Here is a 26,293-nt window from a genome sequence, read left to right as displayed (position 1 = left end):
AGCGACCGCTGACCGTCGACAGGATAAGTCATTCCCGGAAGGCTCTCGGAACTCTAGTCCCTTCGCCGGGCCCCTGTCTCAATTCCCAGGCACTCCCTCGCGGTGAATTGGAATAGCTGACGTGTAGCGGACGATCCTTGCCATAGAAATACAAGCGATCGAACGGCAGCTCGGCCATGATCCAGCGGGCAACTTCCTCCATGTCTTCATCCTCCACGATGAAGTCCACCGCCGCGCCAAGGCGGGAGCAAATGGGTTTGCCCTGTCGGTTCAGCTCGTGCGCTGAGTGTTGATCAAGCTTTGGAGCGATGCGGCCTGGGATCTGTTTGGCCATCTCCGGTGAGCAGAATCCATAAGTCAGCTTGATCATCCCGAAATAATCGATCACGGGATCGAGAATGCGGGTCGCCAATTCGTAAAGCGCGGTGTAGCTGTCCGGCTGCTTCGGCAAGTTGGCCATTCCGGTTCGCGCCTGCGTTTCTCCGCATTCAATCAGTTCCCGGTAAGTGAAATGGCTGCCGCATGGGGCGTCGAGATCGGGTATCGTTTGGCTGCGAGTCAGCTGAAATCCTCGAACCTCCCACCTTGCCTGGGCAAGCAGCAGGTCGAATTCGGTGGGCTTTGGACCATAGCCGGTGAAATCCAGGAAACCGGCTTTTTCTAATGCTTCATCGAATGCTAGTTGCTCTGCATAGTTTGGGAACTCTTCATTGATGTACCGGGATTTGCGATAGAGATAGGGAGGTTCATAAGGTTCGCCGTAGTCAAAAATATCGAGATCTTGTTCCCGCAGTTTGATCTTGATGCGCTGCACCATGCTCGGCAGAGGTTTGCCGGCAAAGTCGTCGAAGCTCATGAGAGTGAGCTTGCCCGAGCGGATGTGGATCTTAATTAGGTCGGCGCTAGTGGCATCGCCGTACAGGCGCAGTCCGCATCCGACATAGGTACGTAGCATCGGCGGTAACTGCACGACGAGTTCTGTCGGCAAGGTCAGAGATTCGCTCTCTTCCATCCAACCGATGCCATGTTCGGCCGCCTCACGAGAGGCCGCATCGATGTGCTCCGGGTTGCCGGCGGCGAATAGAAGATCGCGGCCGGCTTCCAGCGCTTCCCTGTAATCGCCGAAAAATGCCTTGACGTCTTTCTTGAGTCGCTCTTCCAGATGACGATAGGGTTTGCGTCGTTCGAATTGCAGTTGTGCGAAGTAGACGCGCAAATCGTCGATGCGCGATTGGCGGGCTTGTCCAAGAATCGTTTCGGCGTGGTCTTTGCGGGCTTTGATAAAGTGGAGCGCGGCAGGAAGTGAGCCGAAGTGCTCGGCAAGCGCTATCGACGAGAGTGTCGAAGCGGGTGGGCGGGCGGGTACTTCGCCTGGGCATTCCTCTTCATGCACCCGTTCTGGGGCCGTTTCTTCTGACAGTGAGAAAACCCGGGCTTGGTCCTCCGCGACTGGGGCCAGGGTAGGCTGAGCGGCCGCCATCATGGTCGGAATTTCGCTGCGCTCCGGGTCGCGTCCCAGCGTGAGACAGGTTTCCCATAAGGCCTCCAACCACTCGCGGTGTTGTTGATACTTTTCCTCGGCCTTATCGCGGCGGGCTGGTTTTTCAGGGCGGGATAAGTATGCCAGGCGCAGGATATTTCGCCGGTTGACCTGACGACCGGTCATGAAGCTCTGTTCGGCATCCTTGTCCTTGAAGACATAAAAGATGCCAGGGCCGACCGGAATTGGCTCTTCATCCAAGGCTTCAGCCAAATAGGCGCGCAGTTCACCTTGCGTGTAGTACTTCTGAAAGGTGTTGCGCGAGGTCAATACGCCATCGCCGTATGGCATGCCACGTAGCGCCTCCGGGTTGGCAAGCATGGCCGAAATTACCAGCAATTCATCAGCCAGCACATATGCGCCTTGCAGAGCTTCGAGGCGTTCAGCTGGGTCTTCGATGACGTTGATGACAAATCCTAGATTGACGATGTGCGCCGGTCGCTTGCTCCCATCGGCAGCGTAGTACGGGTCCCATCCGGTCGCTTCTATGCCGTTTTCGCGCAAGCCTCGTAAGTCGTCGCCTCGGCCGCAGCCATAATCGAAAACAGTTCTTGCTCCATCGAGCAACCCAAATCGGGCCAGAGTCTGGATCGGTGCTGAAAAGCTATATCGCGTCAGCGCGGTAAGGTGGCGTGCGACACCCTGGAAGGTCTCTCTCAGGACTTCGCCGGGTATGTCCGATTCTTCATTGCCAATCGGTAAGAGCTGATGTCCGACAACACGATAGCCCTTTTGGCCTAGCAAAGCCTGCCAGGCTTGCTGAAAACCTATGCGCGAAGTGTCGTCGAATAGACCGATCTCCTCAGCGGCGGCTGTTAGTGCCGCAAATTCAGCATATTTCGGGTGAGCCCGAGCGAGCAGCAATTCCTTACGGTGAAGAATCGGTGGATTAAGCGAACCATCGTAGGTCCGGAAACGAAACGTGCCGTTGCTGAGATCGGCCGTCCAATATCGCTTCAGAGTTGGGAACCCTTCCTCAAAGAAGCCAGGATAATCCAGCAGCGTGATCCGAGTACCTTCCTGGCTGAATTTGATGACGTTGAAATCCTGCTCCTGAGACGTGTTAGTGAGGGCAGCTGCGGCTTCTACCAATTCGCGATCGTTGCCGTCCGGACTAAGCACGGAGAGGTGAACATACAAATTTTGCGCAACTGTTTTTCCGACTGAGGACATCATCAAACCGAAATCGTCTTGGTGGTAAATGGGCAACCTTCAGTATTTAGAAACATTTCAGGAGGGGCATTCTCGCGTAGCCTCATTCGGAATGTTTCATCCAAGCGTAATCTATTCAATCACCGGTACCTAAAAAGACCAAGATAATCGCCGCATGAATCGGCGATCCTGGCTCCTCTGTTTTTCCTACCTGCTGTTGGCACCCCACTTGGCCAGGGGAGCGGACTTCGTGCCGGCCCCTGAGCCTCCTTTTTTCATCGACAAGGAGCGGGGATGGTTTTGGCGGGAAATCGAGTCTGAACCCAAGAAGCAAGCCAATGCCAAGCCGACACCCGAGAACAAGCCCCCTCCAAATTCGCCCCCAATTACTTCGACAGCATCCACCAATCCAGAGCCAGCCCCGCTAACCGCCGAGTGGTTCCGCAAGAACCTCGAACGTTATCGGGACAAGGCCATCGATGATCCGTCCCCGGAAAATGTCGCGGCTTACTACTACCTGCAGCGCGTCATGATGGACAAGGCGCAGCGGTTCACCGATGTGGCGCGGCACGTGGTGATGTCCGATCCGCTGTTGGACGAGAACCAGCGCCGGCCCATCGCCACCTTTGCCGCGAATGAGGCCAACCATCAGGCGGGGTTGGTAAGTGAGCAGGCGCTCGCTTCGATCGCTAGCCAGGCCGGCATCCTGTTTTTCTTCCGCTCGGACTGCCCCTATTGCCATATCCAGGCGCCGCTCCTTGCGCTGCTGGAGAAGCGCTTCGGCTTCAAGGTTTACGCGGTTTCCCTCGATGGAAAACCCATGCCGGGCGGACTCTATGCCGATTTCCACACGGACCGCGGACAAGCCCATCTGCTGGGTGTGGTGTCCACGCCGGCGCTGTTTCTGATGAAGCCGCCGGCCGAGATCGTTCAGTTGTCCCAAGGCACGCTTTCCCTGGACGATCTGTCCGGCCGCATCCTGCTGGCCGCCAAGGATTCCGGCTGGATCGACGGGGCGACGTTCGAGGCGACCCGTGGCCAGCGAACGGTTCCAGCCATCATGCCACCGTCCTCCATCATCACGGCCGAGGTCATAAACAGTCCAGCGGATCTGGTCGGCACCTTGCAACGGCAAGCGGGGCTGCCGTCCGGCGGAATGTCGCAATTCCCCATGCTCGGGAGTCCATGATGCATTCTCGTCCGATCCTGCGAATCACCGTTCTCCTCGCGGTCATCCTGCTGCCGGCGTCGGCCTTCGCCGATCTGCAGCAGGAAATGGACGCCATGTTCGGCACCATGACCAACGTCACTTCTCCCACCGCCCATCTGGGCCAGCGCCGCGGCGTGATCACGGGGGGCTCCGTGGTGGCGCGCAACCGGGTCATGAGCGCCAACATGGTGTCCTTCGTACCGCCCTCGTTCAGCGCCGGCTGCGGCGGTATCGACCTGTTCAGCGGCTCGTTCTCGTTCATCAACATGAACCAGTTCGTCGACCTGATGCGGGCGGTGGCGGCCAACGCCGCCGGCTATGCCTTCCAGTTGGCCATCAACGCCATGTGTCCGGACTGCGGCAACATCATGTCGGACCTGCAGAAGAAGGTGCAGCAGCTCAACCAGATGTTCTCCAACTCCTGCCAGCTGGCTCAGGGGTTGGTGAACGACGCCGCCAGCCTGTTGCCGGGCAAGGTGCAGAACGACATGAAGATGTCGACCATCTCCTTCTCGAAAGGCGTCACCGATGTCTTCGGCGCATTGACCAATTCCAGCTCGCAGGGCGATCCGGTCCAGCAGGTGAAAACTAACGCAGCCACGGACATGGAAAAGGTGATTCAGGGCAACCTGGTCTGGCGGGCGCTGAACCAGAACAGTGCTGGCAGCTGGTTCAAGTTCGGCGGCAACGAGTTCCTGCAGGCGGCAATGAGCGTCACCGGTTCGGTGATCGTCAAGCCGCCGGAGACGGCGCCGGATGGCAAGGGCGAGAGCAATCCGGTCATCACGCTGCCCAACCTCCTCCGGATCAAGGATCTGCTCAACGGCTCGGGCAGCTCCGACTATCAGACAGTCAACATCTATGAATGCGACACCACCGACGTCGACGGCTGTCTGAACCCGATTTCCAAAAGTGTCACTCTCGTCGGCCTCAAGAAACGGGTGCGCGACATCCTGGTCGGCGGCGGCGGAGATGGTTTGATCTACAAGTTCGCCACCAACACCGGCCCATTGACCGCGGATGAAATGGCCTTCATGGAACTGGTGCCCGGCGCCATCAGCGCCATGATCCGCAACCTGGCCCGCGAGGATTACGGTATGGCCCGGCTGTTCGCCGACGAGGGATCGCCGGTGATTGCCCTGGAGATGGCCCAGCTGATGATCCAGGGCATGCTGGACGCGGTGCGGCAAGCCAGCTCCCTGCAGGACCATGCCTATGCCACCAAGCTGGCCGACACCCTGGACAAGGCCCGGCTCGACCTTCAGTCCGAGTCGGCGGAACTGTCCGGCCGCTACGGCAATCCGCAAACCCTCATGCAGTTCTACACCAACTTCATGACCGGCTCGAAGAGCAGAGACTACGGCTCTTTTACCCAGACGCCGGGTTCCCAGGCCGCCTATCCGGTACCCTGACGGAATCGATATGGTCTTCGACATCTTTTCCATCGGCGATTCGGCGTTCCTCGCCGCCATCCTCAATGCCATCGCCATGATCGCCGGTACCGGCCATTACACCATGGCCGCCGGCATCGGCGCGGTGCTGGGCGTCATCATGACCCTGGTGCGGGGACTCACCCAGTACGACGCCCGCGGCATCCGTTATCAGGACATGATGGCGTCGATCCTGATATATCTGATCTTGTTCGCTCCCGGTGTCAAAGTCACCATCGAGGATGCCTACACCGGACAGGTGCAAGTGGTGGACAACGTGCCCATGGGCCCGGCGGTGGCGGGCTCGATCATGTCCAATCTGGGTTATCGGCTCACCCGTCTGTTCGAGCAGGGGTTCTCCACGCCCAGCATGACCGAGCACGGCTTCGCCGATACCCTCCAGGTCATGACCCTGGTACGCAAGAATCTGCTGTCCCGGGTGGAACTGGGCAAGGCGAACTCGCCCAATGCCGGCGGCGATTTGGAAAACTCCCTGGTCAACTACGTCAAGGAATGCACGCTCACCGGCGTGGACCTGGGGTTGTTGACGCTGGATGGGATCATGCGCCAGGCCCAAGTCCTCGATGCCATCAAGTTCGACTCCGACGTCTACACCACGGAAATATATGTCGGCGGCGCCCCGAAGATACAGGATTGCACCGATGCCTGGGCGACGCTGGACACCTATGTGAAGACCTTGGCGGTTCCGGAGGTAGAAAATGTGCTGAAGGAAGCGCTGAAAGTCGCGTTGCCGGGCGACGTGCAGCCGCGAATCGACGATGCCTTGACGGTGCTGACCGGCGGCGGTGTCAGCGCGCTGGACTACATGCTGGCCTCGCTGATCACGCCCATGTTCGAGAAAGGCGTGGTCGGCCGGCACGAGGATGGCATGAAATGGAACAAGGCGGCCATGGTCGAGCAGGCCATCCAGCAGCGCAACACCCAGTGGGCCGGCGAGCAGAACCTGTTCACCCGCATCGTGCGACCGATGATGACCTGGATCGAAGGCTTCAGCTACGCCATTACCCCGCTGATGGCCTTCGCCGTCATGCTGGGCGCGCAAGGTATCCGGATCACCGGCCAGTATTTCCTGATGCTGCTCTGGATCCAGCTCTGGATGCCCATCCTGGCGGTCGTGAACCTCTACATCACCATGGCCGCGGCCGGCAAAATGGCCGCGCTCGATGCCGCTCAGTTCAACTTGCCGTCGATTTACGGCATCTACCAGATGGACCTGGCCATTCAGGAATGGCTGGGGGTGGGCGGCATGCTGGCCTCGTCGACGCCGGCCATCGCCCTGATGCTGGTCTACGGCGGCTCGGTCACCGCCACCCATTTCCTGGGACGCATGCAGGGTGGCGACTTCGTCAATGAAAAGATCGGTTCCCCGGACATCGTCAGTCCCGCACCCGTGGTGAACATGCAACCGAACTATCAGCATGCGCCGCTGACCGGGGCGACCCTGTTCGGCGCAGAAAAGGTCCTGCCGTCCTTCCAGGCCGGCAAGGATCTCAGCGCCGCGGTTTCCTCGGCCTCCGTCGCCATGCAGCAGGCTTCCAGCAGCTTCATGGCAAACATGTCGAACACCGCGTCCCGATCCAGCGGACTGTCCCGCGAAGGCTTCGACGCACACTCCGCAGGCAGCCGCATCGCCAGCAGTACCAGCCAGACCGACAAGTTCATGCGCGCCAGCGGCGAGGACCTGGCGCAGCGTTACCGCGACACCGGCATGTCTGGCGATGATTTTGCCGCTGTCGTGGGCGGTTCGGCGGGACTGCCGAAGGATCTGTTGCCGGTGTCCGTTTCCGGGCAATTGCAGAACCAGTTCCGCGTCAGCCAGTCACGGGCCGATGAGATCGCCTCGGATATTTCCCAAAGAGTCACCGAAGACCACGGCTGGCAGACCGATCTGGCCCGCAGTGTCGCGGCCGATGCGCAATCGGGAACCCGAGAGGTGGCCTCGCTGGGATTGCAGAAGCAGGACTTGTCGTCGCTGCAAAAAAGTGCCACGGACACGGTTTCGGCCACGGAGACATACAACCAAAGCGTATCGGCGCAGATGCGCTTTGGTGCTTCGGCGAGCTACGGTGCCGCCGAAACGGGACGGCGATTCGCAGGCGATCGGAACCTGATGTCCGGACTGGACGGGGCCTTGGACCGGTTTGGGCTTAGAGGGGATGCGCAACGCCTGGGCGCGGAGTGGCGGGCGTCCGGATTGATCGCCGACAAGGATCAAGCTTTTGCAGCCGCCGGCATTTCGTTGCTCGCGGGATACTCATCCCCCATGTTCAGGCGACTGGATGAGCACGAAGCGAGGTTGGCCGAGGCTGCCGGCTATCAGCTATTGGGTGACGCCTGGAACGCGCCGACACGCGCCGACCAGCTACCGGATCGAAACGCCAGCCTGACTACCCAATCCCCGGAATTTGGGACAATCCAATCCCTGGTTGATCAGGTGGGGTTTCACGATCCAAGAAACGATGCGGCGGGTTTGGATGGCCGCGTGACGGGCAGTATTCAGGCGACCAACGGACGAGTTGCAGACGGAGAGCGCACGGTCAATTCGGCCTATCAGACTGGACTGGGACAAGTGCATGGCGCATCGGACCTGGAATTCGCCGGCATGCATGCCGAAAAGGCCGAACACCTTCGAGCCGAGATCAGCAAGGCCGCCAACAGTCAGCAGTCGGCCGCGGAACTGGAATACGACGTGGTTGGCGGCAGCATATACAACGCGGCCCAGAACATCTCGGGCATTGGTGCATCCGGTGCGGGTGCGGTCAAGGCATTCATCGACGAGTTCGACACCGCGCGTGGGCATGGGCTATCCATTGGCCAAGCTTTCCAGTTCGCACTGAAGGCTGCCCCGGAAGGGGGACAGAAAGCTTTGGATACCTGGGCCGATCAGCGGGTGGCCGAAGCGGGAAGCCGGTTGACGCCGAGTCAGCAGGCCTACTATCGTGCAGCCATGTTTGAGTCCTTCGCCGGGGTGTCGCTGCCCGAAGACTACAATCCTTACGTCGGTCAATTAAGCCAGTTGCACGAACAGCTACGAGATGAACATGGCGATACTGTAGGTACCGACATAGCCGCCTTACTGCGCCGTGCGGCGGGTCAAAATCGTGCCGATCTCATCAATTTGCTCGGTACCTACAACGCAACACAACGATCCAGCAGGTAGAACTTAAATGCCCGCTTTTGACCCCAATGCTGTCGTCAAGCCTACCTGAGTCACAATGACCGGTTCCAAAGTGGAGCCGATTTAGGCGCAGACGAGCGACGGGACGGCAGAAGGAGGTCAGTGAGCAGCGCGTCACTCTCCATCCACACTCAACTCTCTTGCTCTTCGGGGTACTCTGCTTGAGGGATTGATACCCAACCATCACGAGAAATGCCTGCCCCGATGCGGATATTCTGGCTTTCAGTTGCCGCCCAGTGCCCACCTCGGTGTAATACAGCACGAATCACTGACTTCCTCGGGTGATCCTCATCGGCTTTGGCAGAACTACAAATGGCATTCCAGGTATGCTTGTCCGGCATGCTGTCCAATCGTGGACCGACCAGTTGATCCAGGATTTCAGTCGAAACATTGTGCCGCCCGCCATGATGAGGCACCTGGAAATACCGAATGCCTGGCAACGCGAGTCCGGCAAAAGGCGCGTAGTCTATAACCTCTTGCAGCGCTTCACGCCCGGCATCGCCAGTAAGCATGACACGATGACCGTTCAGAACAGCCGACTGGACCACACTCATTTCATTTTCACGACTGGTAGGCTCCGGCGGAAAATATTCCTCGCCCCACAGGGACTTGATGTAGGCGGTCGCGGCCTTCACCGCCCGGAATATGCTGCTCAGCGCGCTATCCAAAGCACTTTCTTCAACAGCTTCCGGTGTCTTCGCGGAGTCCACGATCAGGTCGAAGTAGCGATCTAGTGTGGGTGCCATCACCATGAAGGGACCGATGTTCTGCCCCTGAAGAGGGGCATGGATTGGAATTCCCTTCTCAACCACAAGATCCTCAAGAATTGCCGTGGCATCGTAGATGGAGCGCAATTTCCGTCTCAGTGCTTCAACTGATTCATAGGTCTCGAAGCGATCAATCAACTGATCTGCATAGATCCACGGCCTGTTGATCCAAAGATTTTTGACCGTGCATTGCTCCAAGACTTTTCGCAGCCCATTGGCGTGATCGCGATCGGGGTGTGTGAGGATCACATGGTCGATGACTGTTGTTCCATAGTACGTCTTCAGGTGCTCGACGATCTGATCTCCCGTCTCCAGATACCCACCGTCAACGACGTGCACGCCCTCCGTGCCATTCACCGAATAGCGTAGCGTGATTGCATCCCCGCTTTTCGCTGTTTCGACGCCAAGAAAATCGATCTCGAAGTAGTCAGCCATACATCCCTCTCGTTCTATGCCAATCAAAGTACCGGCGGCTTTACCGCTACCAGCGATCCACCGCACACCTGAGTCCCGTCGGAGTCCATACCAACGACACAGCGGGAAGACCGCCAGCATCCTCGGCAATGCTGCGCAATGTATTTCGGTCTATGCCAGAATGTGCGCCGCCGTTTGGGTGGCTGTGCCAAGTTCCGATGAAGGCCAGATACCCCAAAGAGCTTCCATTCGCCGTGCGCAAATTTTGAACAAGTCCATTCGTCCCGAGGACGAATCGGGAGGACTCCCGAATGCTGTCAGGCGGCGCATTCACGATACCCGCAATGGTGATGGTTCGATTCTCAAACGAGATGCGACCGACCAGGGCTCCGCCTGTTTCCAGAGCGCCCCAGCGCAGCGCATCAGCGTGGATCGCTTGCACTACAGGGTGCAGAACCCGAATGTTCCAGCCACCATCGTCTGCTACGTCGAGCACAGTGGTCGGGCCAAGGCTGGTGCTGGTCCATGCCATGCTGAGGCCTTCGGCATCCGAGACCCCGGCGCAAAGCGTCGCCTCCTTCGGGAGTCCGCCAACGAGCCAGCGTTCCAGTTGCAGGCCAGCCAATGAAGCAGAACGCGAAACAACGGCATCGGACATTGGCATCGTCAGTGAACGGCAGTTGTCGCCCACAAAAATACGCGTCGGCTCAGACGTATCGCCGGCAATCGACGCCCGCAGTTCCGGCACAAACCGACAGCACTCGAACAAGAATGCCGTAAGGTCGTCAACCCGACCGGCGCGACCAGGCCCTTCAAGCAAAACCGCGACACAGCGCCCCTGCCCATACATGACGATCCGTGCCAACCGCGCAGGGGATTGGTTCAGCGCCGTTGATTGCGTTTCTGCGGCCAACACCTGAAGTGAGGCTGTCGCATCCACGATGAGGGCCGCATCCTGCGGAACGGTTGCAGCAAACTGCGCAGCATCGACCAAGAGAGTCACTGCGTCGGTGTCGAACGCTTGCGATTGAAGATGCGACAGCGACTCAAAGGCCATCTTCATCAGCGCCGACTTCCGAGGTGGGACCAGCACCGATGCCCGCTCAATGAGTGCATGCCGGGCCGCGTTGTGAGGCGACATGGACTCGTTATCAACGAAGGTCATTGAGCCGAAACCCGCTCGCCCCAGTTGCATCGCGATTTTCGATCCCACGCTTCCGCAGCCGAGCATGACCAGCGGCTGCGATGTGGCTGCTGATGGAATTCCGGACGTTCTTGCCAGCAGTTCGGGAGACAACGCATGTGCATGAAAAGCTGGGTGAACCGTGGCGTTTCGCTCCAGGAGCGATTGAGCGTTGAGTTCATAGCGCACCACGTAGGGCAATACCTCGATACTTCTCCCAGGTGAGCCCACAAGCGACACTGGTCTTTGAACAGTCAGAATCACAATCGCATACAAGCCATGCGTCCAGCCACGCGAGTCTTGCTGCATATCCAGAATCGAACGTCCGTAGTAGCCGTCTAACCCTTGGGCCAACGCATCACGATCGATACCAAGCTCCGCGGCTCGATCAAGCAGCGTCTCGAGATCGACAACCGTCTCGGGTTGATAGTGTCCGACCACATGCGGGTGGCCTCCAGCCATGGGGGCCCGTGCAATGAAGGCAGCGGTATAGCCATTTCCCCATTTGCCCAACTTGTCGTCGTGAATATCCTGGTAGAACACAGGATCGATTTGTGCGGTCAGTTCGGCATTGACGATGGCGTATAGCCCGCCATCAATCGTCACGTAGCCTGCGGGAACCACCAAAATCGTGCCGTCAGCGAGAGCGGCGGCCGCGACATTCTCGGCACTGAATACAAGGGTCGAAGGACAACTGTCTCGACGCGTCGGCTCCCACCCCTGTTCAAGGTCCAGCAACGTCCCGGCTGCGGACTTGTGCAACCAAACGATCAACTGATCGACGATGGCGTCCAGACCAAACCGATGCAGCAGCTCGTCCAACGATCCCTCGAACAGACAAGGCGAGACCAACTCGCCTTCGCGATGGGGATTGATGTGCGGCAAGTTGAGTGGGAAGTCCGCACGCAAGAAAGGCTTGGGTGCAGACATGGGCCAGTCACTGCCGAATACCAGAACGCATGTCTCGACCGAGCGCACGCCGGTCTCGGATACGCCATTGCGCCGAGACCTGCTCGGCAGTTCAACAGCAACATCGACTTCAATCTGCGTCGATTCACCACTTTTCCTTGGCTCGCCAACGCGGACAAGGCCCCTATGCCGCTGAAGTTGATGCAGTGCGTCTGCAATGGCGCCCGTCATGATGCCCCGTGCGGCATGGGAGTGCGCGCGGAGGTGATCACGGCGGCGGCCTTCGATCCGGCTTCCTTCTTCGAGGGAGGCTGCACACCCTGAGCTGTGACGGTGAAAACGAGGGGCTCCACGGATTTTTCGCTCGGGTACTCACCAGTGCAGTAGAACTCGCCTTTTGCTTCGTCCACGATTGCTACGTACTCACGCTTCGCGCGTATGCAGGGCGGATCGCTGTCGTCGTCTGCGATCGGCTTGCAACTGGCGACGATGACGGCGCCGTCGCGGGTCTGCGAAAGCGCCTTGCGGGCGTCGGCATCGAGTTTGGCCTTTTCGCGATAGTCCGACCAACTGTCATAGGACAGCGAATGCCAGGAACAGTGATGCGGTGCCTGCATGATGTCGTACTCAAGCACATTGGCTTCGGCCTTGTGACGCTGCCACTGGCGGTTCCAGATGAATACCTCGGCATCGCCACCGGTAAGGAATTTCGCGCCATCCGGCGTCTGTGCATCAGCGGCCAATGTGAAGTTCAGGATCACGCTGGACTGGTTCTTGACCAGGCACTCTTCCTCTTCTTCGTCGTCCCGGGCATCCAGGGGTGCCAGAAGAAACGCGGAGAAGAATGCGGAACTCTTGCCATTGATCGTCGAGAAGCGCGTGTCCACCTTCCGCACAATCGAGGTTAGATCATCGGTTTTTCCGTCAATGTCCTCGCCCATGATCTGAATGCGGTCACCATTTCCGACAGCGAAACTCTTGTCACGGTTAAGTTGCACGCGTCGACGCGCCTCCGTGTTGAAGGCCTTGGCGTCGTCGCTCAAGGTATGCGTCTTGCTGGTGCGTCGAAATACGATCGGGGACGACCACATCTCGCGGATCACGATCTTCTTGTCCTTGTCGTCCTTCTTGTCGTCCGGATACTTGTCCAGCGGCCCCAGGTGGAAATGCCGCATCAGGCCGCGGCAATGGTCTTGGTCCGGGTGGCTCAACAGAAGCGCATCGACGTACGGCCTGCCGTTCTCATCCTTTTTCAGTCGTTCGCGCAGATCCTTGGCGACATCGCGCGCCTCCCCGTCCGGGTCGTCGGCGTCTTGCCTGATGTTTACATCGATCAGCAGAGTCGTTGCGTCGAGGTCGCCGAACTTGATGAGAGTCATGTCCCCGTTGTCGACGGGGAAAAAGGTAATGGTTGTGGGCATTTGGGTCTCCGGGTAGACGACCGAATGATGATCGCGTATAGTTAATATACGACTATATATTATATCCGTCTACTTTTTAGGTGTTACTGATGCAAGAGCCCCCTGTTACTGCCGCCGAACCTGCTGAGCCCAAGGGGCTAAACTGGGGATTGGAGAGCAGACTTCAATTCATTGATTTCCGTCTGCGCTGGGAGCGGCGCATCAATCGGATAGATCTCACCGAGCACTTTGGCATATCGGTTCCTCAAGCATCACTGGACATTGCCAAGTACACGGAACTGGCTCCAAGTAATCTGATTTACGACCGCAGTTCCAAGACCTACACGGCAGCGTCGTGTTTTCGCCCGCTTTACCAACGAAGCTCGGCGCAACGCTATCTAGCGGAACTGCTGGCCACCAAGATGGGAGTCATCGAGCCGGCGGCCAGCTTTATCGGTTCAGCGCCTGAGGCAGATTGGGCGCCTTCCCCCTGGCGCACGATCAATGAAGAGACCGTCGAAGCAGTTGTCCGGGCAATTCGGCAGCAGGAAGCCATTTGGGTGAGCTACCAGTCCATGACGTCCTTGAACGAATCAGTTCGTTTGTTGTCTCCGCACGCCCTTGGCAATGACGGTTTTCGCTGGCACATGCGCGCGTTTTGCCACAAGCGCCAACGCTTCAGCGATTTCGTCCTCGCTCGAATCCTGCGCATCGAGGGCTTCGAAGCGAGCCAAGTGGACTCCAGCCAGGATTCGCATTGGCAAACTGTATTGACGCTGGTGCTTGCACCGCATCCCGATTTGCCCGCTGCCAAGAAACGAGTCTTGGAGTTGGACTATGGAATGGAAAACGGACAGGTCAAACTTCCTTGCCGTCAAGCGTTTCTGTACTACACCCTAAGGCGTTTGGGCTTGCATACCAAGGAAGCACGCGACCCTCTCGAGCAGCAAATCACTTTGAAGAACCGCGATGAAATTCAACCCTATATTGAGGCCTTGTCGGCCCAAAGCTAACCGCCCATGACAACTATTATTGAACTGGTCAAGGACCCCTACGAGCGCAAGGCACGCGTTGTCCCAGGACTTCTTGTGGCCTTGCCGCTGCTCGTTCCCTTGTTGTGCGTCTACGGAGCAAAGCATCCTGTGCTTACGGGTGTGATCGGCTTGCTTGGCGGCTGCGGCGCCATTTATGCACTTGCGAGCGTGGCTCGTGGGCGCGGGAAAAAGCTTGAAGAGATGCTGGTTACAAAGTGGGGCGGCATGCCCACAACCATAGCGTTACGCCATCGCGACAAGTTTCTCGATAGTGTCAGCAAGCAGCGCTACCACTCGGCGATCACGGCCAAGCTGGGCATTGCCATGCCAACGGCAGAAGAAGAATCAGTAAGCCCAGACAAGGCAGACGACATCTACGTTGGTGCCACCAAACGGCTTCGCGAGGTCACGCGTTCTAACAAGCAGCTTTTGCTGAAAGAGAACATCGCCTATGGATTTCACCGCAATATGTTGGCGATGAAGCCCGTCGGCATCGTGTCGTGCCTCTTGGGTATTCTCTACGGATTGCTGATTGCAAAGGCTCTGCAGGTAACACCTCCCTATTTTGACCCTGTGCACCTTGCCGATCCGGGACTCGCCGCAGGCTTGACGCTGCTCATTTCGATGGCGTTACTGGCTGGCTGGCTGCTGTATTTCGAGGAGAGCGCGGTCAACCGGATGGGTTTCGTCTATGCGGAACGCCTTTTTGAGTGCTTGCCGTCTTTGCCTTCTTCGGCCCCGCGGAAAAGAGCAACAAAATCGACTACGGACTGAGATCCCATCCAATCTGCAATTGCGCTCGAGCTGTTGGCCTGATGTGGAGAGCTACATGAGGCCGACGAGCTGGCGACTGGGCGGAGAAACGAACGTCAGCTACCTGGGGATTCTGTTGAAAAGTCCGTTTTCGGTCCCGACAGAAAAATTTTTGCCCCGTAGGGCCTCGCAAGTATTCTTTGGCGTGGGGGCTTACGGCTTGCATTCGTAAACTCCCCTACAAGCCTGGTAATCGCAGTGAACCCCAAATCTAACTCAGATCACTAGGCACATTGGCTTTGACCACAAAATCCGAACGGTCAGAATTTCGACTTTTTCAACAGAATCTAGGCGCTGCCGCCATTTGAACGTCTGAACGGTAAGCAGGCCGAATGCCGGCTTATGGCTGTGCTCGGTCAAGCGGCGCGGCCAGATTCTGCGGTTATTGTCCGCCAGACGCCGTTGACCAACTTGGTTGCAGTAGGCACCACGAGAATAAAACCGAGGACTAACGAACCGATGTTGGAATCTTTCTGCCCGGTCATCAGGAAGTACAAGCCAACCAGAAACGTCATGGCGTAGGCAGAGAAAAATGCGACCCGGACAATTATCTCCAGGAGTATGCCTACAGGGCCCTCCCTGAAAAAGTTCCGGACTTCGCCGGCACAATAGGGGCAAAACGACCGATTCGGCCGGCCGTACCAGAACGTCATCCGTGGAACGATCAACCTGCTGCAATGATGGCACGAAACCCGCCCATTCCAATAGGTGCGGCCGACTTCCACCAAGGAATCGGGGTTGAGGCGAACGCCGACGGCACGCGGACCCTTTCGGTCTTCACGGGGTTCGAAAAGAATGAAGTTGCCGGATTTCGGCGAGAAGTCACCCACGGTGTCGGCGACGTGGAAGAACCGGCGAACGCCGTCGTCGCCATCGATAAAGCCGTAACCTTTTTCCTGGGAAAACCATTTGATGGTTCCCTTCTGGGGCTCTGCTCTCTGGTCCTGTCTGGTCGTCAATCTCATGGGAATTCCCTTAGCTGCGTCTATGCACATGTGTACCGGCAGAGTTCCCGCCGGATCCGACTCGGTGCTCTCTGCAGCGTATAGGTTCTCACAAGGTGTTGTCTTGGCAAGTGGCAGCCGGATGCGGGAGGCGCAACGATCAGGATTTGATAGCAAGCCCAGGTGATACTCGCCGTCGACTTGCACCGCCGACGGCGAGAATTGACTAGAACACATCCTTACGGTCGTTGGTACCGTTGCTGCCCGCTGAAAGGCGGCGGATGTCCAAAGGCAGTCTCCATAAGCTCAAACGTTCGTCTCCCAGAGGTTACCTACACCTGCCGACCTCTTGCGTACCGATGCTGAACCCAGACCTTAAACCGAGATCACTGCAGCAACTCGAGGTCCCCAAGAGTTACACTACCGCTTCGACCGCTGTTTCATTGCCGTTTTGGCAAAGCCGGACTTACCCGCCTGGGCCGCCGCGAAGCATATCGGACAGTTGGGCGGCAATCGGCAGTCGCCCGCTACCAGATAGGGCGAACAGCACTTGGAACAGCGGTGCATCCGTGCCGTTTTCGACCGCAGATCGCGTGCAACGACCCAGGCCTCCGTGGGGTTGGCCGGGCGTTTGCCTTGCAGATGGCCGGTCAGCGTCGAAAACAGGTCCCAGGCTTCCAGCACCGCTTGGATGTCGATGTCCTGGAGCACCTTCTTCCCGCCCATCCTCAGATACAGAGTCGCAAACAGCGACACGTAGATGTGGCTGTTCCGGTTCGGAAGCAGCGTGGACACGGACGGGAGAAGCCCGGCACTTGGCGAACGCCCATGGATTTCCCGGTACCAGTCCCTGATGTCTGCCAGCGGTATCTGGGTGTGCAGATGAATAATGGGTGTCCGCAGATTTCGCCGAATCAACTCCCGCGCCAGGGCGCGCCGCTCATGCTGCGCCGTGATGGTCGTCATGGCCCTGGCCCTCCGCGGCGATCAACAACAACACCCGAGCCTTCACGAGTTCCTCGTCCATCTCGGTATTTTCAAATTCCTTCCAGAACTTGTCCGGTAGCCTCGACTCATAGCAAAGCGCACCCGATCGGGCCAAGGTCCTGATCTGCTCGAAGGACAGGCCGGGCAGACGCTTCACGTTATCCTGCGAGATCCCCATGACCAGGGACGCCGTTTGCGACCTTCCTTTCAGCGCCATTTCCCGCGCCTTGAGCAAATAGAACAGGTTCAACTCGTACAAATCCACATCTGAGCTCATCAACACACCTTATCGTTAACCCCTTTCGGGGATGTGAATAGTTCACTGAAATCGATGCCGGGCATCGATAACATTCCCGTGAATTCGGCGTTACAGGGGGTTCACGACAGGAGGTTCGGGGCCGGAGCGCGTGTGCAGGGATGTCCGCGCCTGCGCTATTTCCTTACTCATCGTGAGCCTTACAAAATTCGTTCCGGCTGGTCTTTTGCCGGCATCTGATGCAGGGTCTGCCTGCTCATTCCTCATCAAAGCAGCCATCGGATTTGTTGGGCGATGGCCAGCACGCGCCGGCCGTAGCGATACGCATCGGCATCGTTGCGCCAGCCTGTGTGATATCGCCCAATACCGAGGGCAAGGTCGCCGGGTGCCGAGTCAATTGCCTCAGTCAGTACGTCGGCGCCTACCCGTATGTTGGTTTCCGGATCCAGCAGATCGTCGGGGCGGTGGACGCGATGGCCGTTCCAGCGGACGTTGACCTGCATCAGGCCGACGTCGATGCTGCGAATACCCTTGTTCAATGTCTCGTTGAGGATTCCCCTGGCTTCAAGCCGGGAAGATGGAATGATGGGGCGGCCTTGCCTGTTGAGTGCCCAGGGCCAGGGTGCCGCCAGACGGGCGTTGATCTGGGCGGACTCGACCAAAGCCACTGCGTAGAGAATGTAGGGATCCAGCCCACGTTCCGTGGCGATCTGCCACCAGGCTGTAGCATGCAGGATGTCTCGGGGGACGGCCCGGCTTTTAGGAACCGCTAAGGTGGTGTTGGCTCCGCTATTGGATAGACTGTCGCCACACCAGCCGGCCGGAGGCGACAGTAATAGCGTGGCGGCCAAGGTGACAATGCAGTGGCGAGTCGTGGCTTTTGCGCCGGCTTTTCGGATCACCAAGCCAGAGCCGACACCATTGAACGGTTCCGCACCGCTCATCCCAGCATCCCTTCCTTCAACCGATCACGAACCCGGCGGAAGCTGCTGACCGTGGTGCTGGTCGGCCTGTCTTCGCCGAGGGCGCTCACTCCTGCAGCAGGAGCACCGGCGGTCCCCGAGCGCAGAACGGTCATCCCGACACTGGCGAGCAGCCTCACTCGTTCGGCACGCTCGCGAGGCGGGATCTGTTCGAGATCGGCTAGCAATTCGGCGTAGGCCCGGCTGGGAAACTTGACGACGATCCGCATCATTCCGCCCCGAAGTGATAGAAGCCTCGGGCGTTGGCCAACTCGGGCTGATCGGGAACGAAGATCGGGTTGGACGGAAACAGGCTCTGGGCGACCGGTTCGTAAAGCGCCGCACCGCCGCCGGTCAGCAGGACCGCATCCACGCTGCCCGATTCCTTGCGCAGCGACTGACGCAGCGCTTCGAGCGCTACCGGCGCTACCCGTTCGGTGGCCTTTTCGAGATAGGGTTGAAGGTCGACTGGCCGGCCGAAGAGCAGGACGCGATCGCGGCGCCCTCGCAAGGCTTCTTCCAGGCGCTCCACCGGCGCAGTCCCGCCGTGCTCGTCGGCCATCAATCGGCTGGCATGGTCCAGCAATACCGACATGGCTTCGAGACTGGTACCGCTGGAGGACTTGCGGATTTCGCCGGCTTCGACTAGCACCCAATCGACCGAGAAGAAGCCCGGGTCGATGATCAACACGCGGCCTTCCTCCAGAACGCCTTCACCCGGTCTGGACCAGAGCAGATCGAGATAGCCACCGATCGGCTGGGGTACCACCCTGACGGTTTCCACTTTTACTTCGCGTTTGGGAGTGACTCGATGCCGTCCGGTCAGGTCGGCGACGACCGCTTCGCGCCTTGAACGTTCCAGCCAGTGTGAAACCGGCAGCCCGGTGATCAGGCAGTCCACCGTATCGTGTTCGGCCAGCAGCAGCGAGGCATGAAACAAGGCCCGGTAGGAGGCGGTCTGGGCGTATTCCTGGTGCAGCGCCCGGTTCCACATCGCGAATTTCCCCGGATTCACGCAGGCCGCCCACAGGTCGTCGTCCACACTGACGCGCACGGCGTTCTCCTCCTTGCCGATCGACTCGGGCAACCGATCCACCGGTGCGGCACCGGCCGGATACAGCGAGACCGTCGGTGAACTACCCGACTCACCCATGGCCAGTTTCAGATTCGAATATCCAATATCCATTCCCAATACAAACATCGCTTATCCACGCTCGGTTGTGGTCGTTCAAACAAGAAAGCGGTATCCGGCAGGTCTGCTGGAGTAACCCGTGTTGGCTGATTAGATGGATGGAATCAGGCCGGGTATTCAGCAGGCGCTCTGCAGGACCGAGGCGAGTCTATCAACGCGTTTATCGGGGCAGTGTCAAAAATGTTGGGCCAAATTGGCCATCTTTTCGGGCACCGGTGAGGTCGGTGTGGTGTTAGATTGCGGCCGCTCTGGACGACAGGGTGGCGGGTGGAAACCAATTCACTCCATAAACCGCGAGATATCAGAAGCGATCGGCGATCCGTCCCAACAAGAGTTGGGAATCGCATGGCTGATAGGTATTGGTATCCAGGTCTTCCGACGCCAATTTGCGGAATACATGGAATCCATGGCGGTAGCGAATAGGTCTTCTGTTGCCCGATGTAAATAGGCCGGTAAATCCCAACCTGAGGTTGGCATTTCTGATAACGCCATTCCCTTGGGATTTACTGTCGTCCTGATACTTAAACCAGCGGGATCTTGGATAACCAAGCCGGTTGGGAATTCGGGATCAAATCCCAACAGATAGGTAATGGGGAAACAGCAATGGAAAAACCAGCAACGATAGAATCGCAAACAGCCGATCTGCCCGCAGTCTCAGTCCCCGTCTGCGAGTGGGTCGCGACCCGGTTGAACGACTTGCAAACCGAGGCCAAGCTCCTGGTGGACGATTACTGGGTGCGTCTGAAGCAGGGTCGGTCCGGTCAGAAGCGCTATGCCCGGGGCAAACTGGGCGTGAGGCTGCGTGCGCGGGACACCGGCGCCTTCAGCATCGAGTGGTATGAGATGGGGGTGTTGGGCGGCACCGGCCGCTCCATCGCCAGGAAGCAGCTCAACAAGGGACGCGCTCACCGCTATGCACTGGATCAGCCCCTGAAAAGCGAGCCCGAGTGGATCGCGAACCTGGTGCAGGAGGCGGAAGACGCCTTTGCCGAGATCCGCAAGCGCCAAGCGCTGTTGGTGGAAATCCGCGACGCCCTGGTCGCCTATGAATCGGAAATCAGCGGGAGCCCCGTCACGGCGGCGATAATCGTCGGCCGGGGCCTGGAGGCGGACGTGAAGGTGGCTTCGAGCCGGGAGGCGCCATGAACGCCAAGCAGGGAAAAGGCCAGGACGCCCGCGAAGAGATTGAATGCATGGTGGTCCACCAGTCCGATGGGGAGGCCAGCCGCTTCGAGCAATGGGTGGTCGCCAGCCAACTGCACTGTTTTCTGGCCCTGGACAGGGACTTTTTCGGCTGGATCGAGGAGGCCGTCGACGCGGGACGCTTCCGGCGCGGTCCGGATTTCTTCCCGGTCCCCGACGCATCCGCGGAGATTTCGCCGGATTACCACCTCGGTCTGGACATGGCCTTGTTCATGGCGCTCAACGAATACAGCGGGCGCGGCCAACAGGCTGCACGCTACATCGACGCCCGGCGTCGGCAATACGAATGGGCGAGGCGGACAATTCACCTCAGGGGAGGAAACAACATGCAGAGAACCATCGAACAGGACATGGCGAATACCGAGGAAGACCACGGAGCAGCCGACATCGCTCAATCTCGAGCGAACGGCAAACAAGACAATCGGGGAGAATCGACGACGCGAGCCCTGCAAGCGGAAGTGCAGGGCGCACCGATCATCTTCGACTTTGACGGACGTCCCTTGCGCGTGGTCATGCGGGATGGGGAGCCGTGGCTCGTCGCCAAGGACGTGTGCGATGCCCTGGAACTCACGAATTCTCGAATGGCCATTCAGGCCTTGGACGACGATGAACGGGGCGTCGGTTCAACTTACACCCCCGCCCGGAATCAACATGGCGAACGGGGAAGCCAGGAACAGGCGGTCAACATCATCTCGGAATCGGGGTTCTACGTCCTGGCGCTGCGTTGTCGGAAGGCGATGACGCCGGGGACCACCGCGTACCGGTTCCGCAAATGGGTCACCGGTGAAGTCCTGCCGGCGATCCACAGGCAGGGCCGCTACGAAGCGAAACCCGAAGTCGCCAGAGACCCCGTGGAATCGCCATGGCTGTATGTGGGGTCGCCGGACAACCTGGACCTGAAGGTCCCGCGTATGCCTTATGTCGAAGGCGGCTATGTGTTCCTGCTGGAGCTGTCTACCGGCGGCGTCATGCTGTGTGCCTCCAACGAACCGGGCGTCAATGCGCGTAACATCGGGCGAAAGCTGGCGGAATTCGAGGTGGTCATCGTCGAGGTGGCCGTCACCTGGCCCCACCCGCAATACCTCCTGCTCAAGAACCGGATCCGGCAGGTACTCTCGGATCTTCCCGCCCACCGCAGCACTTACAAGGGCGTGGACATTCCCACGGTTCAAGTCCGAGCCGAACCCGTGTTGGTCGATGCGTTTGCGGGGCGGGTAAAAATCCTGGGAACTGCGGGTAGCAAGGAGGCGAAGCTCGATGACATGCTCGACGAAGCCTCACGGCTGCTGGACAGGCTACGCAACGCCGTCGATGGGTCCGGGACCGTGAAGAAGGCTCCTTCCCGGTGACGAACACCCAGGGAAACCCGGGCTCAAAACGCTGCTGGCCTAGAGTCGGGCGATTGCCGCGGTCGGCAGCCAGAGTGTCAGCGGAGAGTCCGGAAAACGCTCAAACTCAAAACGCTCGTAATACCGCCTGGCGCGTTCGTGCTTGGCGTCGACCACGACGCCGACCATACCGATTTCCTCGGAAAGTCGCAGACACCGGGAAAGCGCATCGGCCAGCAGCAGCTCGCCCAGTCCTTGCCTCTGATAGCGCTGATCGACCGCCAACCGGGCCAACCGGGCGACCGGCAGGGGGAAGTTGGGGAACCGGGATTGATAGACATCGGGCAACTGATCCTTCCGAATCGCCGACATTGCCAGGCTGTAATAACCCAGGATCGTGGCGCCGTTCGCGGCGACATAGGTCCGGCTGACCTTGGCTGCGGCGTGTTGGCGGGCAAATCGCTTAAGATAGCCGTCCAACTCCGAATCGCCGCAGGAAAAACCGCGGCGATCGTGGCGCGTGTCCAGCGCTTCGATCGCTTCCGGAAGACCGCCCGTCACGAGGCATCACGTTCGGCTTGCCATTCGCGACGCCGCTGCATGGCAGCGGCCAGCTTCGGACGCGGTTTGTCGGTATGGTCCAAGGCGGTAAAGAAAGCGTCCCAGTCACGGGGCGACAGTGTCATCAATTCCGCCTCGCTGAGCACCTGTTTGGCGCGTTCCTGCGCGGCGCCCAATAGAAACGCGCTGACGGACACGCCGGCGGTCGATGCGGCACGAACGATCAACTCCTTGATTTCCGGCGAGGTGCGCAGGTCGATGCGCTCGTAAGACGTGGTGGCAGTGGTCATGGCAACCTCGGTCACTGATACGGAAAATATACGGATTGAGTCTATAAGATGCCGGCCGCATCAGCAAGGTTCCGTATGAATGCCGTATTTAATCCCGGTCCTGTTGGCTGTCAATCGCCACCCAGGCAATGCGCCAACACCTTGACCTGGTCAAGTGATAGCGGACACCCCAGTTAAGCGGCATTGGCCAAATGGCCGTTCTTCTCAAATTCGTCCGGGCTGCGATAACCCAGGAACGAATGCAGACGGCGACAGTTGTAGAACATCGTGATGTACTCGACGATATCCCGGCGCGCTTCTTCTCGAGTCTGGTAACTCCGCCAATGGACCCGTTCGGATTTGAGCGAGCCAAAGAAGCTCTCGACCACAGCGTTATCCCAACAATCGCCCTTGCGACTCATGCTGCCTGTCATCCCATACGCCTGCAGCAGGCCCCGAAACGCCCGGCTGGCATACTGCACGCCTTGATCAGAATGATGCAGCAGTTGACCCCGGGGCGGTTGCCGGCGCCACAGCGCCATCCGGAGCGCGTCACATGCCAAGGCGCTGGTGAGGCGCTTTCCCAGAGACCAACCCACGACCTTGCGGGCGTATAGGTCAATCACGACGGCCAGATACAACCAGCCTTCGGCCGTCCAGACATAGCTGATGTCCGAGGCCCATACCCGGTCCGGCGCTGCTACTCGGAAACCCCGCTGCAGCCGATTCGGAAACACGGGCTGGCTGTGTGCGCTGTTTGTCGTCACCCGATACCGGCGGCGATAGCGCACCCACACCCCAGCCTCGCGCATCAGTCCACGTGCCTGATAGCGGCCGACCCGGTAGCCTAGTCGTCCCAGCTCCCGTGCCATGCGCCGCGAGCCATAAACGTGGTCCGAGTCGGCCGCCAATTGGCGCACTGCGTCCAGTTTCGCCTGGCGCATCGGATCTGGACCGCGCTGCGGTCGCCGGACGAAGGCGTAGTAGCCCGCCCGGCTCACCCCCAGCACACGGCACAATCGTTTCACGGAATAAGCCTTCTTCGCCTGATCAATGAACTGATATCTCAGCCCACTTCCTTCGCGAAGAAGGCCGCCGCCTTTACCAGAATATCGCGCTCCTGCTTCAGCCTACGGTTCTCGTCCCGCAGTCGCCGCAGCTCTTCCTGCTCTGCCGTCCGTTTGCCATTCCCCCGAAACGCTTCCTGCTCATCCACCCGGTATTCTTGAATCCATCGCCCCAGCATCTTCGGGTTGATCCCCAGGTTGCGACCGGCTTCGGCCTGGGTGTACCCGTGTTCGGTCACCAGCCTCACCGCGTCCAGCTTGAATTCCTTCGTATAGCGTTTTCTTGTCATCATCTCTCACCTCAGTTGTAGAGCTTAACTCCTTAACTCAGGTGTCTGCTGGCATTGGACCACGTCAGTCATCCTCGAGTACAGTCCGGAAACTTTTACCGCCACCGAACTCGATTTCGCGCTTGAGGTCTGCGATGCGGCCACGGAGACCTGGGGTGCGACGCCGGAGAAAAAGGCCATCCTCAATCTCCCAAGTACGGTGGAAGTCGCCACACCTAATGTCTATGCCGATCAAATCGAATGGATGCACCGCCATCTAGCGCGCCGGGACAGCGTCATTTTGAGTCTTCATCCCCACAATGACCGCGGCACCGCTACGGCTGCCGCCGAATTGGGTATGATGGCCGGCGCCGACCGGGTCGAAGGTTGCCTCTTCGGAAACGGCGAGCGAACCGGCAACGTCGACTTGGTCACCCTGGCCCTCAACTTGTATACGCAAGGCATCCATCCCGGCCTCGACTTTTCCGATATCAATGCCGTGGCCCGCACGGTAGAACATTGCAACCAACTGCCCATCCATCCGCGTCACCCTTACGTGGGGGATCTCGTCTTCACGGCCTTCTCCGGATCCCACCAAGACGCCATCAAGAAGGGATTCGCTGCCCAAAAAGCGGACGAGCCGTGGAACGTGCCCTACTTGCCCATCGATCCCGCCGACCTCAGTCGCAGCTACGACTCCGTGATCCGGGTAAATAGCCAGTCCGGCAAGGGGGGAGTCGCCTATCTCATGGAGAGCGTGTACGGGGTGGTCATGCCCCGGCGCTTACAGGTGGAATTCTCCAGGGTCGTGCAAGAACACACCGATGCCCATGGCCGCGAGTTGAGCGCCTCCGATATCTGGCGACTGTTCTCTTTTACTTATCTGGAGTCCATGGCGCCGGTGCGTTACTGCGAGCACCATCTCTTTGAACTCGGTGACGCTCAGGGGATTCGGCTTTGCATCGAAGTCGCCGATACCCGTTACCTGTTCAGCGGAGAGGGCAACGGCCCTATCGATGCAGCGGCTCATGCGTTGCGGGAAGCCGGTATCCATATTCAGGTGCGCAGCTACGAAGAGCGCTCGATGGCAGCCAGCACCGACGGTGGCGACGCCCAAGCCTGCGCTTTCGTCGAAATCGTCGTCCATGGCCGTGAGTTTTATGGAGTCGGTATCGACGCCAATATCGTCACCGCCTCCATCAAGGCTATCGTCAGCGCCCTCAATCGCAGCAGCTTTGGACATCAGAGTGTGCCGTGGCGGCTGGTTAGCGAGGAGGCTAGGCAGGCAGAGCAAAACGAAACATGAAGACCATGGACCGGTTTCCAAGATGGCTCGGTCGCAAGATTTTGCGAGACCGCTCACGGCAGCAGATCAGCCAGCGGGCCGGGCGAGTCGGCGGCAAATGCGTTCCGCAGACTGATAGAGACAGGAATAATGCGATAAACCCTCCAGGATCTCGACCTGCGAACAAACGGGAATCGCCAAGGCCTGGTAGTCGGACATTGCTACCGGCGACCAGTTGTCCAGTCTGCCGTGCCAGATGTGGGTTTCGGTGGCGACTTCGGACAGCCTGGCTCCCCAGGGCTGCACATAAGCCTCGATGTCCCTGATATAGCCCGGTGTTCGCTCGACGAAACAGTCCCGCAGGGTTTCCGTCATCCGCGCCTGAAACTCCGTGTCGGCTGCCAGTGTCCGGTCCTCGCCGGTGGCGCTTGCGAAGAGCAGGCTGAACAAGGCGGCCGGGAACGACCGGGCGAGCAGGCCTTGTCCGCGCGATAGGTATTCGAACAGCTTCGGTGCGGTCCGCGCCAGCCGAAAAAACCCGCCGCCGGCCATGGCGCCGAGAAAATCGCCCGCTTCCAGCGGCGCCGCCGCCGACACCAGATGGAGGCTGCGAACACCCGCGCCGAGATGGCGGCAGGTCTGCAAGGCTACAAACGCACCGATGGAAAATCCGATCAGGTCGACCGATGCTCCGCCGGCCATCCCGGAAATTACCTCGGCCAAGGCGCAAAAATACGCCTCCCCTTTCGGTGACCGGTCGAGGGCGAATCGGTCGAAGCAGAGGACATTCAGGCCATGCTCCTTTCCCAACCGGTCAAACAGCGCAGCTTCGCCGGGAGCGCCGGGCACACCGTGGAAGTAAACAACGATCCGGCCATTTTCGGAACCGAATTGCCGATAGGCCAAGGGTATTTCCACT

General features: G+C 59.0%; 22 protein-coding genes. 8 read left to right on the top strand and 14 right to left on the bottom strand.

Going from position 1 to position 26,293, the window contains the following annotated elements:
- Nucleotides 1–28: 28 nt before the first annotated feature.
- Nucleotides 29–2,716: a DNA phosphorothioation-associated putative methyltransferase gene (locus tag ACWJKU_RS14160; protein ID WP_454143166.1), complete on the bottom strand. Its 2,688-nt coding sequence runs from the start codon at nt 2,714–2,716 to the stop codon at nt 29–31.
- Between the two features lie 151 nt (nt 2,717–2,867).
- Here ACWJKU_RS14160 and traF point away from each other — a divergent pair, with 151 nt between their 5' ends.
- Genes traF through ACWJKU_RS14145 form a run of 3 tightly spaced genes read left to right on the top strand, consistent with a single transcriptional unit; the run spans nt 2,868 to nt 8,513 of the window.
- Nucleotides 2,868–3,881 (top strand): conjugal transfer protein TraF, encoded by a 1,014-nt coding sequence (traF, locus tag ACWJKU_RS14155; protein WP_454143164.1) that lies wholly within the window; start codon nt 2,868–2,870, stop codon nt 3,879–3,881.
- Nucleotides 3,878–5,314, top strand: a complete 1,437-nt coding sequence (locus ACWJKU_RS14150) for a conjugal transfer protein TraH (protein WP_454143162.1) — start codon at nt 3,878–3,880, stop codon at nt 5,312–5,314. The genes traF and ACWJKU_RS14150 overlap by 4 nt, the downstream gene beginning before the upstream one ends.
- Before the next feature lie 10 nt (nt 5,315–5,324).
- Nucleotides 5,325–8,513, top strand: coding sequence for a conjugal transfer protein TraG N-terminal domain-containing protein (locus ACWJKU_RS14145; protein ID WP_454143160.1), 3,189 nt, complete (start codon nt 5,325–5,327; stop codon nt 8,511–8,513).
- A gap of 149 nt (nt 8,514–8,662) precedes the next feature.
- Here the strand turns inward: ACWJKU_RS14145 and ACWJKU_RS14140 are convergent, their stop codons facing one another.
- From ACWJKU_RS14140 to ACWJKU_RS14130, 3 genes are read right to left on the bottom strand one after another with little or no spacing between them, the layout of a single operon-like run.
- Complete coding sequence (locus ACWJKU_RS14140; RefSeq protein ID WP_454143158.1) at nt 8,663–9,733, bottom strand: ComEC/Rec2 family competence protein; 1,071 nt, start codon at nt 9,731–9,733, stop codon at nt 8,663–8,665.
- 46 nt (nt 9,734–9,779) lie between these two features.
- Nucleotides 9,780–12,035: a ThiF family adenylyltransferase gene (locus tag ACWJKU_RS14135; protein WP_454143156.1), complete on the bottom strand. Its 2,256-nt coding sequence runs from the start codon at nt 12,033–12,035 to the stop codon at nt 9,780–9,782.
- Nucleotides 12,032–13,225, bottom strand: a complete 1,194-nt coding sequence (locus ACWJKU_RS14130; RefSeq protein ID WP_454143154.1) for a hypothetical protein — start codon at nt 13,223–13,225, stop codon at nt 12,032–12,034. The genes ACWJKU_RS14135 and ACWJKU_RS14130 overlap by 4 nt, the downstream gene beginning before the upstream one ends.
- A gap of 89 nt (nt 13,226–13,314) precedes the next feature.
- On the opposite strand from ACWJKU_RS14130, the gene ACWJKU_RS14125 reads away from it, so the two are divergent.
- Together ACWJKU_RS14125 and ACWJKU_RS14120 are read left to right on the top strand one after the other, a co-directional pair.
- On the top strand, nt 13,315–14,217 hold the full coding sequence (locus ACWJKU_RS14125; RefSeq protein WP_454143152.1) for a WYL domain-containing protein: 903 nt from the start codon (nt 13,315–13,317) through the stop codon (nt 14,215–14,217).
- A gap of 6 nt (nt 14,218–14,223) precedes the next feature.
- Nucleotides 14,224–15,012 (top strand): hypothetical protein, encoded by a 789-nt coding sequence (locus ACWJKU_RS14120; RefSeq protein ID WP_454143150.1) that lies wholly within the window; start codon nt 14,224–14,226, stop codon nt 15,010–15,012.
- 395 nt (nt 15,013–15,407) lie between these two features.
- On the opposite strand, the gene ACWJKU_RS14115 is transcribed toward ACWJKU_RS14120, so the two are convergent.
- The 6 genes from ACWJKU_RS14115 to ACWJKU_RS14090 form a co-directional block, all read right to left on the bottom strand.
- Complete coding sequence (locus ACWJKU_RS14115; RefSeq protein ID WP_454143148.1) at nt 15,408–16,232, bottom strand: cold shock domain-containing protein; 825 nt, start codon at nt 16,230–16,232, stop codon at nt 15,408–15,410.
- A gap of 183 nt (nt 16,233–16,415) precedes the next feature.
- Nucleotides 16,416–16,961: a FlhC family transcriptional regulator gene (locus ACWJKU_RS14110; protein WP_454143146.1), complete on the bottom strand. Its 546-nt coding sequence runs from the start codon at nt 16,959–16,961 to the stop codon at nt 16,416–16,418.
- Nucleotides 16,936–17,259 (bottom strand): flagellar transcriptional regulator FlhD, encoded by a 324-nt coding sequence (locus tag ACWJKU_RS14105; protein ID WP_454143144.1) that lies wholly within the window; start codon nt 17,257–17,259, stop codon nt 16,936–16,938. Before ACWJKU_RS14105 ends, ACWJKU_RS14110 begins: the two co-directional genes overlap by 26 nt.
- A gap of 245 nt (nt 17,260–17,504) precedes the next feature.
- On the bottom strand, nt 17,505–18,182 hold the full coding sequence (locus ACWJKU_RS14100) for a lytic transglycosylase domain-containing protein (RefSeq protein ID WP_454143142.1): 678 nt from the start codon (nt 18,180–18,182) through the stop codon (nt 17,505–17,507).
- Entirely contained in the window at nt 18,179–18,433 is a 255-nt protein-coding gene (locus ACWJKU_RS14095) for a hypothetical protein (protein WP_454143140.1), read from the bottom strand. Before ACWJKU_RS14095 ends, ACWJKU_RS14100 begins: the two co-directional genes overlap by 4 nt.
- Entirely contained in the window at nt 18,430–19,401 is a 972-nt protein-coding gene (locus tag ACWJKU_RS14090; RefSeq protein ID WP_454143138.1) for a ParM/StbA family protein, read from the bottom strand. Before ACWJKU_RS14090 ends, ACWJKU_RS14095 begins: the two co-directional genes overlap by 4 nt.
- A 594-nt stretch (nt 19,402–19,995) precedes the next feature.
- Here ACWJKU_RS14090 and mobI point away from each other — a divergent pair.
- Both mobI and ACWJKU_RS14080 read left to right on the top strand, forming a co-directional pair.
- A complete protein-coding gene (gene mobI, locus ACWJKU_RS14085; protein WP_454143136.1) occupies nt 19,996–20,538 on the top strand; it encodes a conjugative transfer protein MobI(A/C) in 543 nt (180 codons plus the stop codon).
- A complete protein-coding gene (locus ACWJKU_RS14080; RefSeq protein ID WP_454143134.1) occupies nt 20,535–21,944 on the top strand; it encodes a BRO family protein in 1,410 nt (469 codons plus the stop codon). The genes mobI and ACWJKU_RS14080 overlap by 4 nt, the downstream gene beginning before the upstream one ends.
- A gap of 39 nt (nt 21,945–21,983) precedes the next feature.
- Here ACWJKU_RS14080 and ACWJKU_RS14075 read toward each other — a convergent pair whose 3' ends face one another.
- From ACWJKU_RS14075 to ACWJKU_RS14065, 3 genes are all read right to left on the bottom strand, one after another.
- Nucleotides 21,984–22,484, bottom strand: coding sequence for a GNAT family N-acetyltransferase (locus ACWJKU_RS14075; protein ID WP_454143132.1), 501 nt, complete (start codon nt 22,482–22,484; stop codon nt 21,984–21,986).
- A complete protein-coding gene (locus ACWJKU_RS14070) occupies nt 22,481–22,774 on the bottom strand; it encodes a type II toxin-antitoxin system TacA family antitoxin (RefSeq protein ID WP_454143130.1) in 294 nt (97 codons plus the stop codon). Before ACWJKU_RS14070 ends, ACWJKU_RS14075 begins: the two co-directional genes overlap by 4 nt.
- A gap of 173 nt (nt 22,775–22,947) precedes the next feature.
- Nucleotides 22,948–24,113 (bottom strand): IS3 family transposase gene (locus ACWJKU_RS14065; RefSeq protein WP_454142624.1). Its coding sequence is split into 2 segments (ribosomal slippage): nt 22,948–23,858 and nt 23,858–24,113, totalling 1,167 coding nucleotides; the frame shifts between segments, so codons are not numbered across the junction.
- 67 nt (nt 24,114–24,180) lie between these two features.
- Between ACWJKU_RS14065 and ACWJKU_RS14060 the strand changes: the two genes are divergently transcribed.
- On the top strand, nt 24,181–25,395 hold the full coding sequence (locus ACWJKU_RS14060) for a 2-isopropylmalate synthase (protein WP_454148143.1): 1,215 nt from the start codon (nt 24,181–24,183) through the stop codon (nt 25,393–25,395).
- A 66-nt stretch (nt 25,396–25,461) separates the two neighbouring features.
- Here the strand turns inward: ACWJKU_RS14060 and ACWJKU_RS14055 are convergent, their stop codons facing one another.
- On the bottom strand, nt 25,462–26,292 hold the full coding sequence (locus ACWJKU_RS14055) for an alpha/beta hydrolase (RefSeq protein WP_454143128.1): 831 nt from the start codon (nt 26,290–26,292) through the stop codon (nt 25,462–25,464).
- Between the last annotated feature and the right edge of the window lies 1 nt (nt 26,293).

Source organism: Methylocaldum sp. MU1018 (assembly GCF_053646775.1).
Note: the sequence above shows the minus strand (reverse complement) of the source record. Positions and strands in the feature narration are given on the sequence as shown.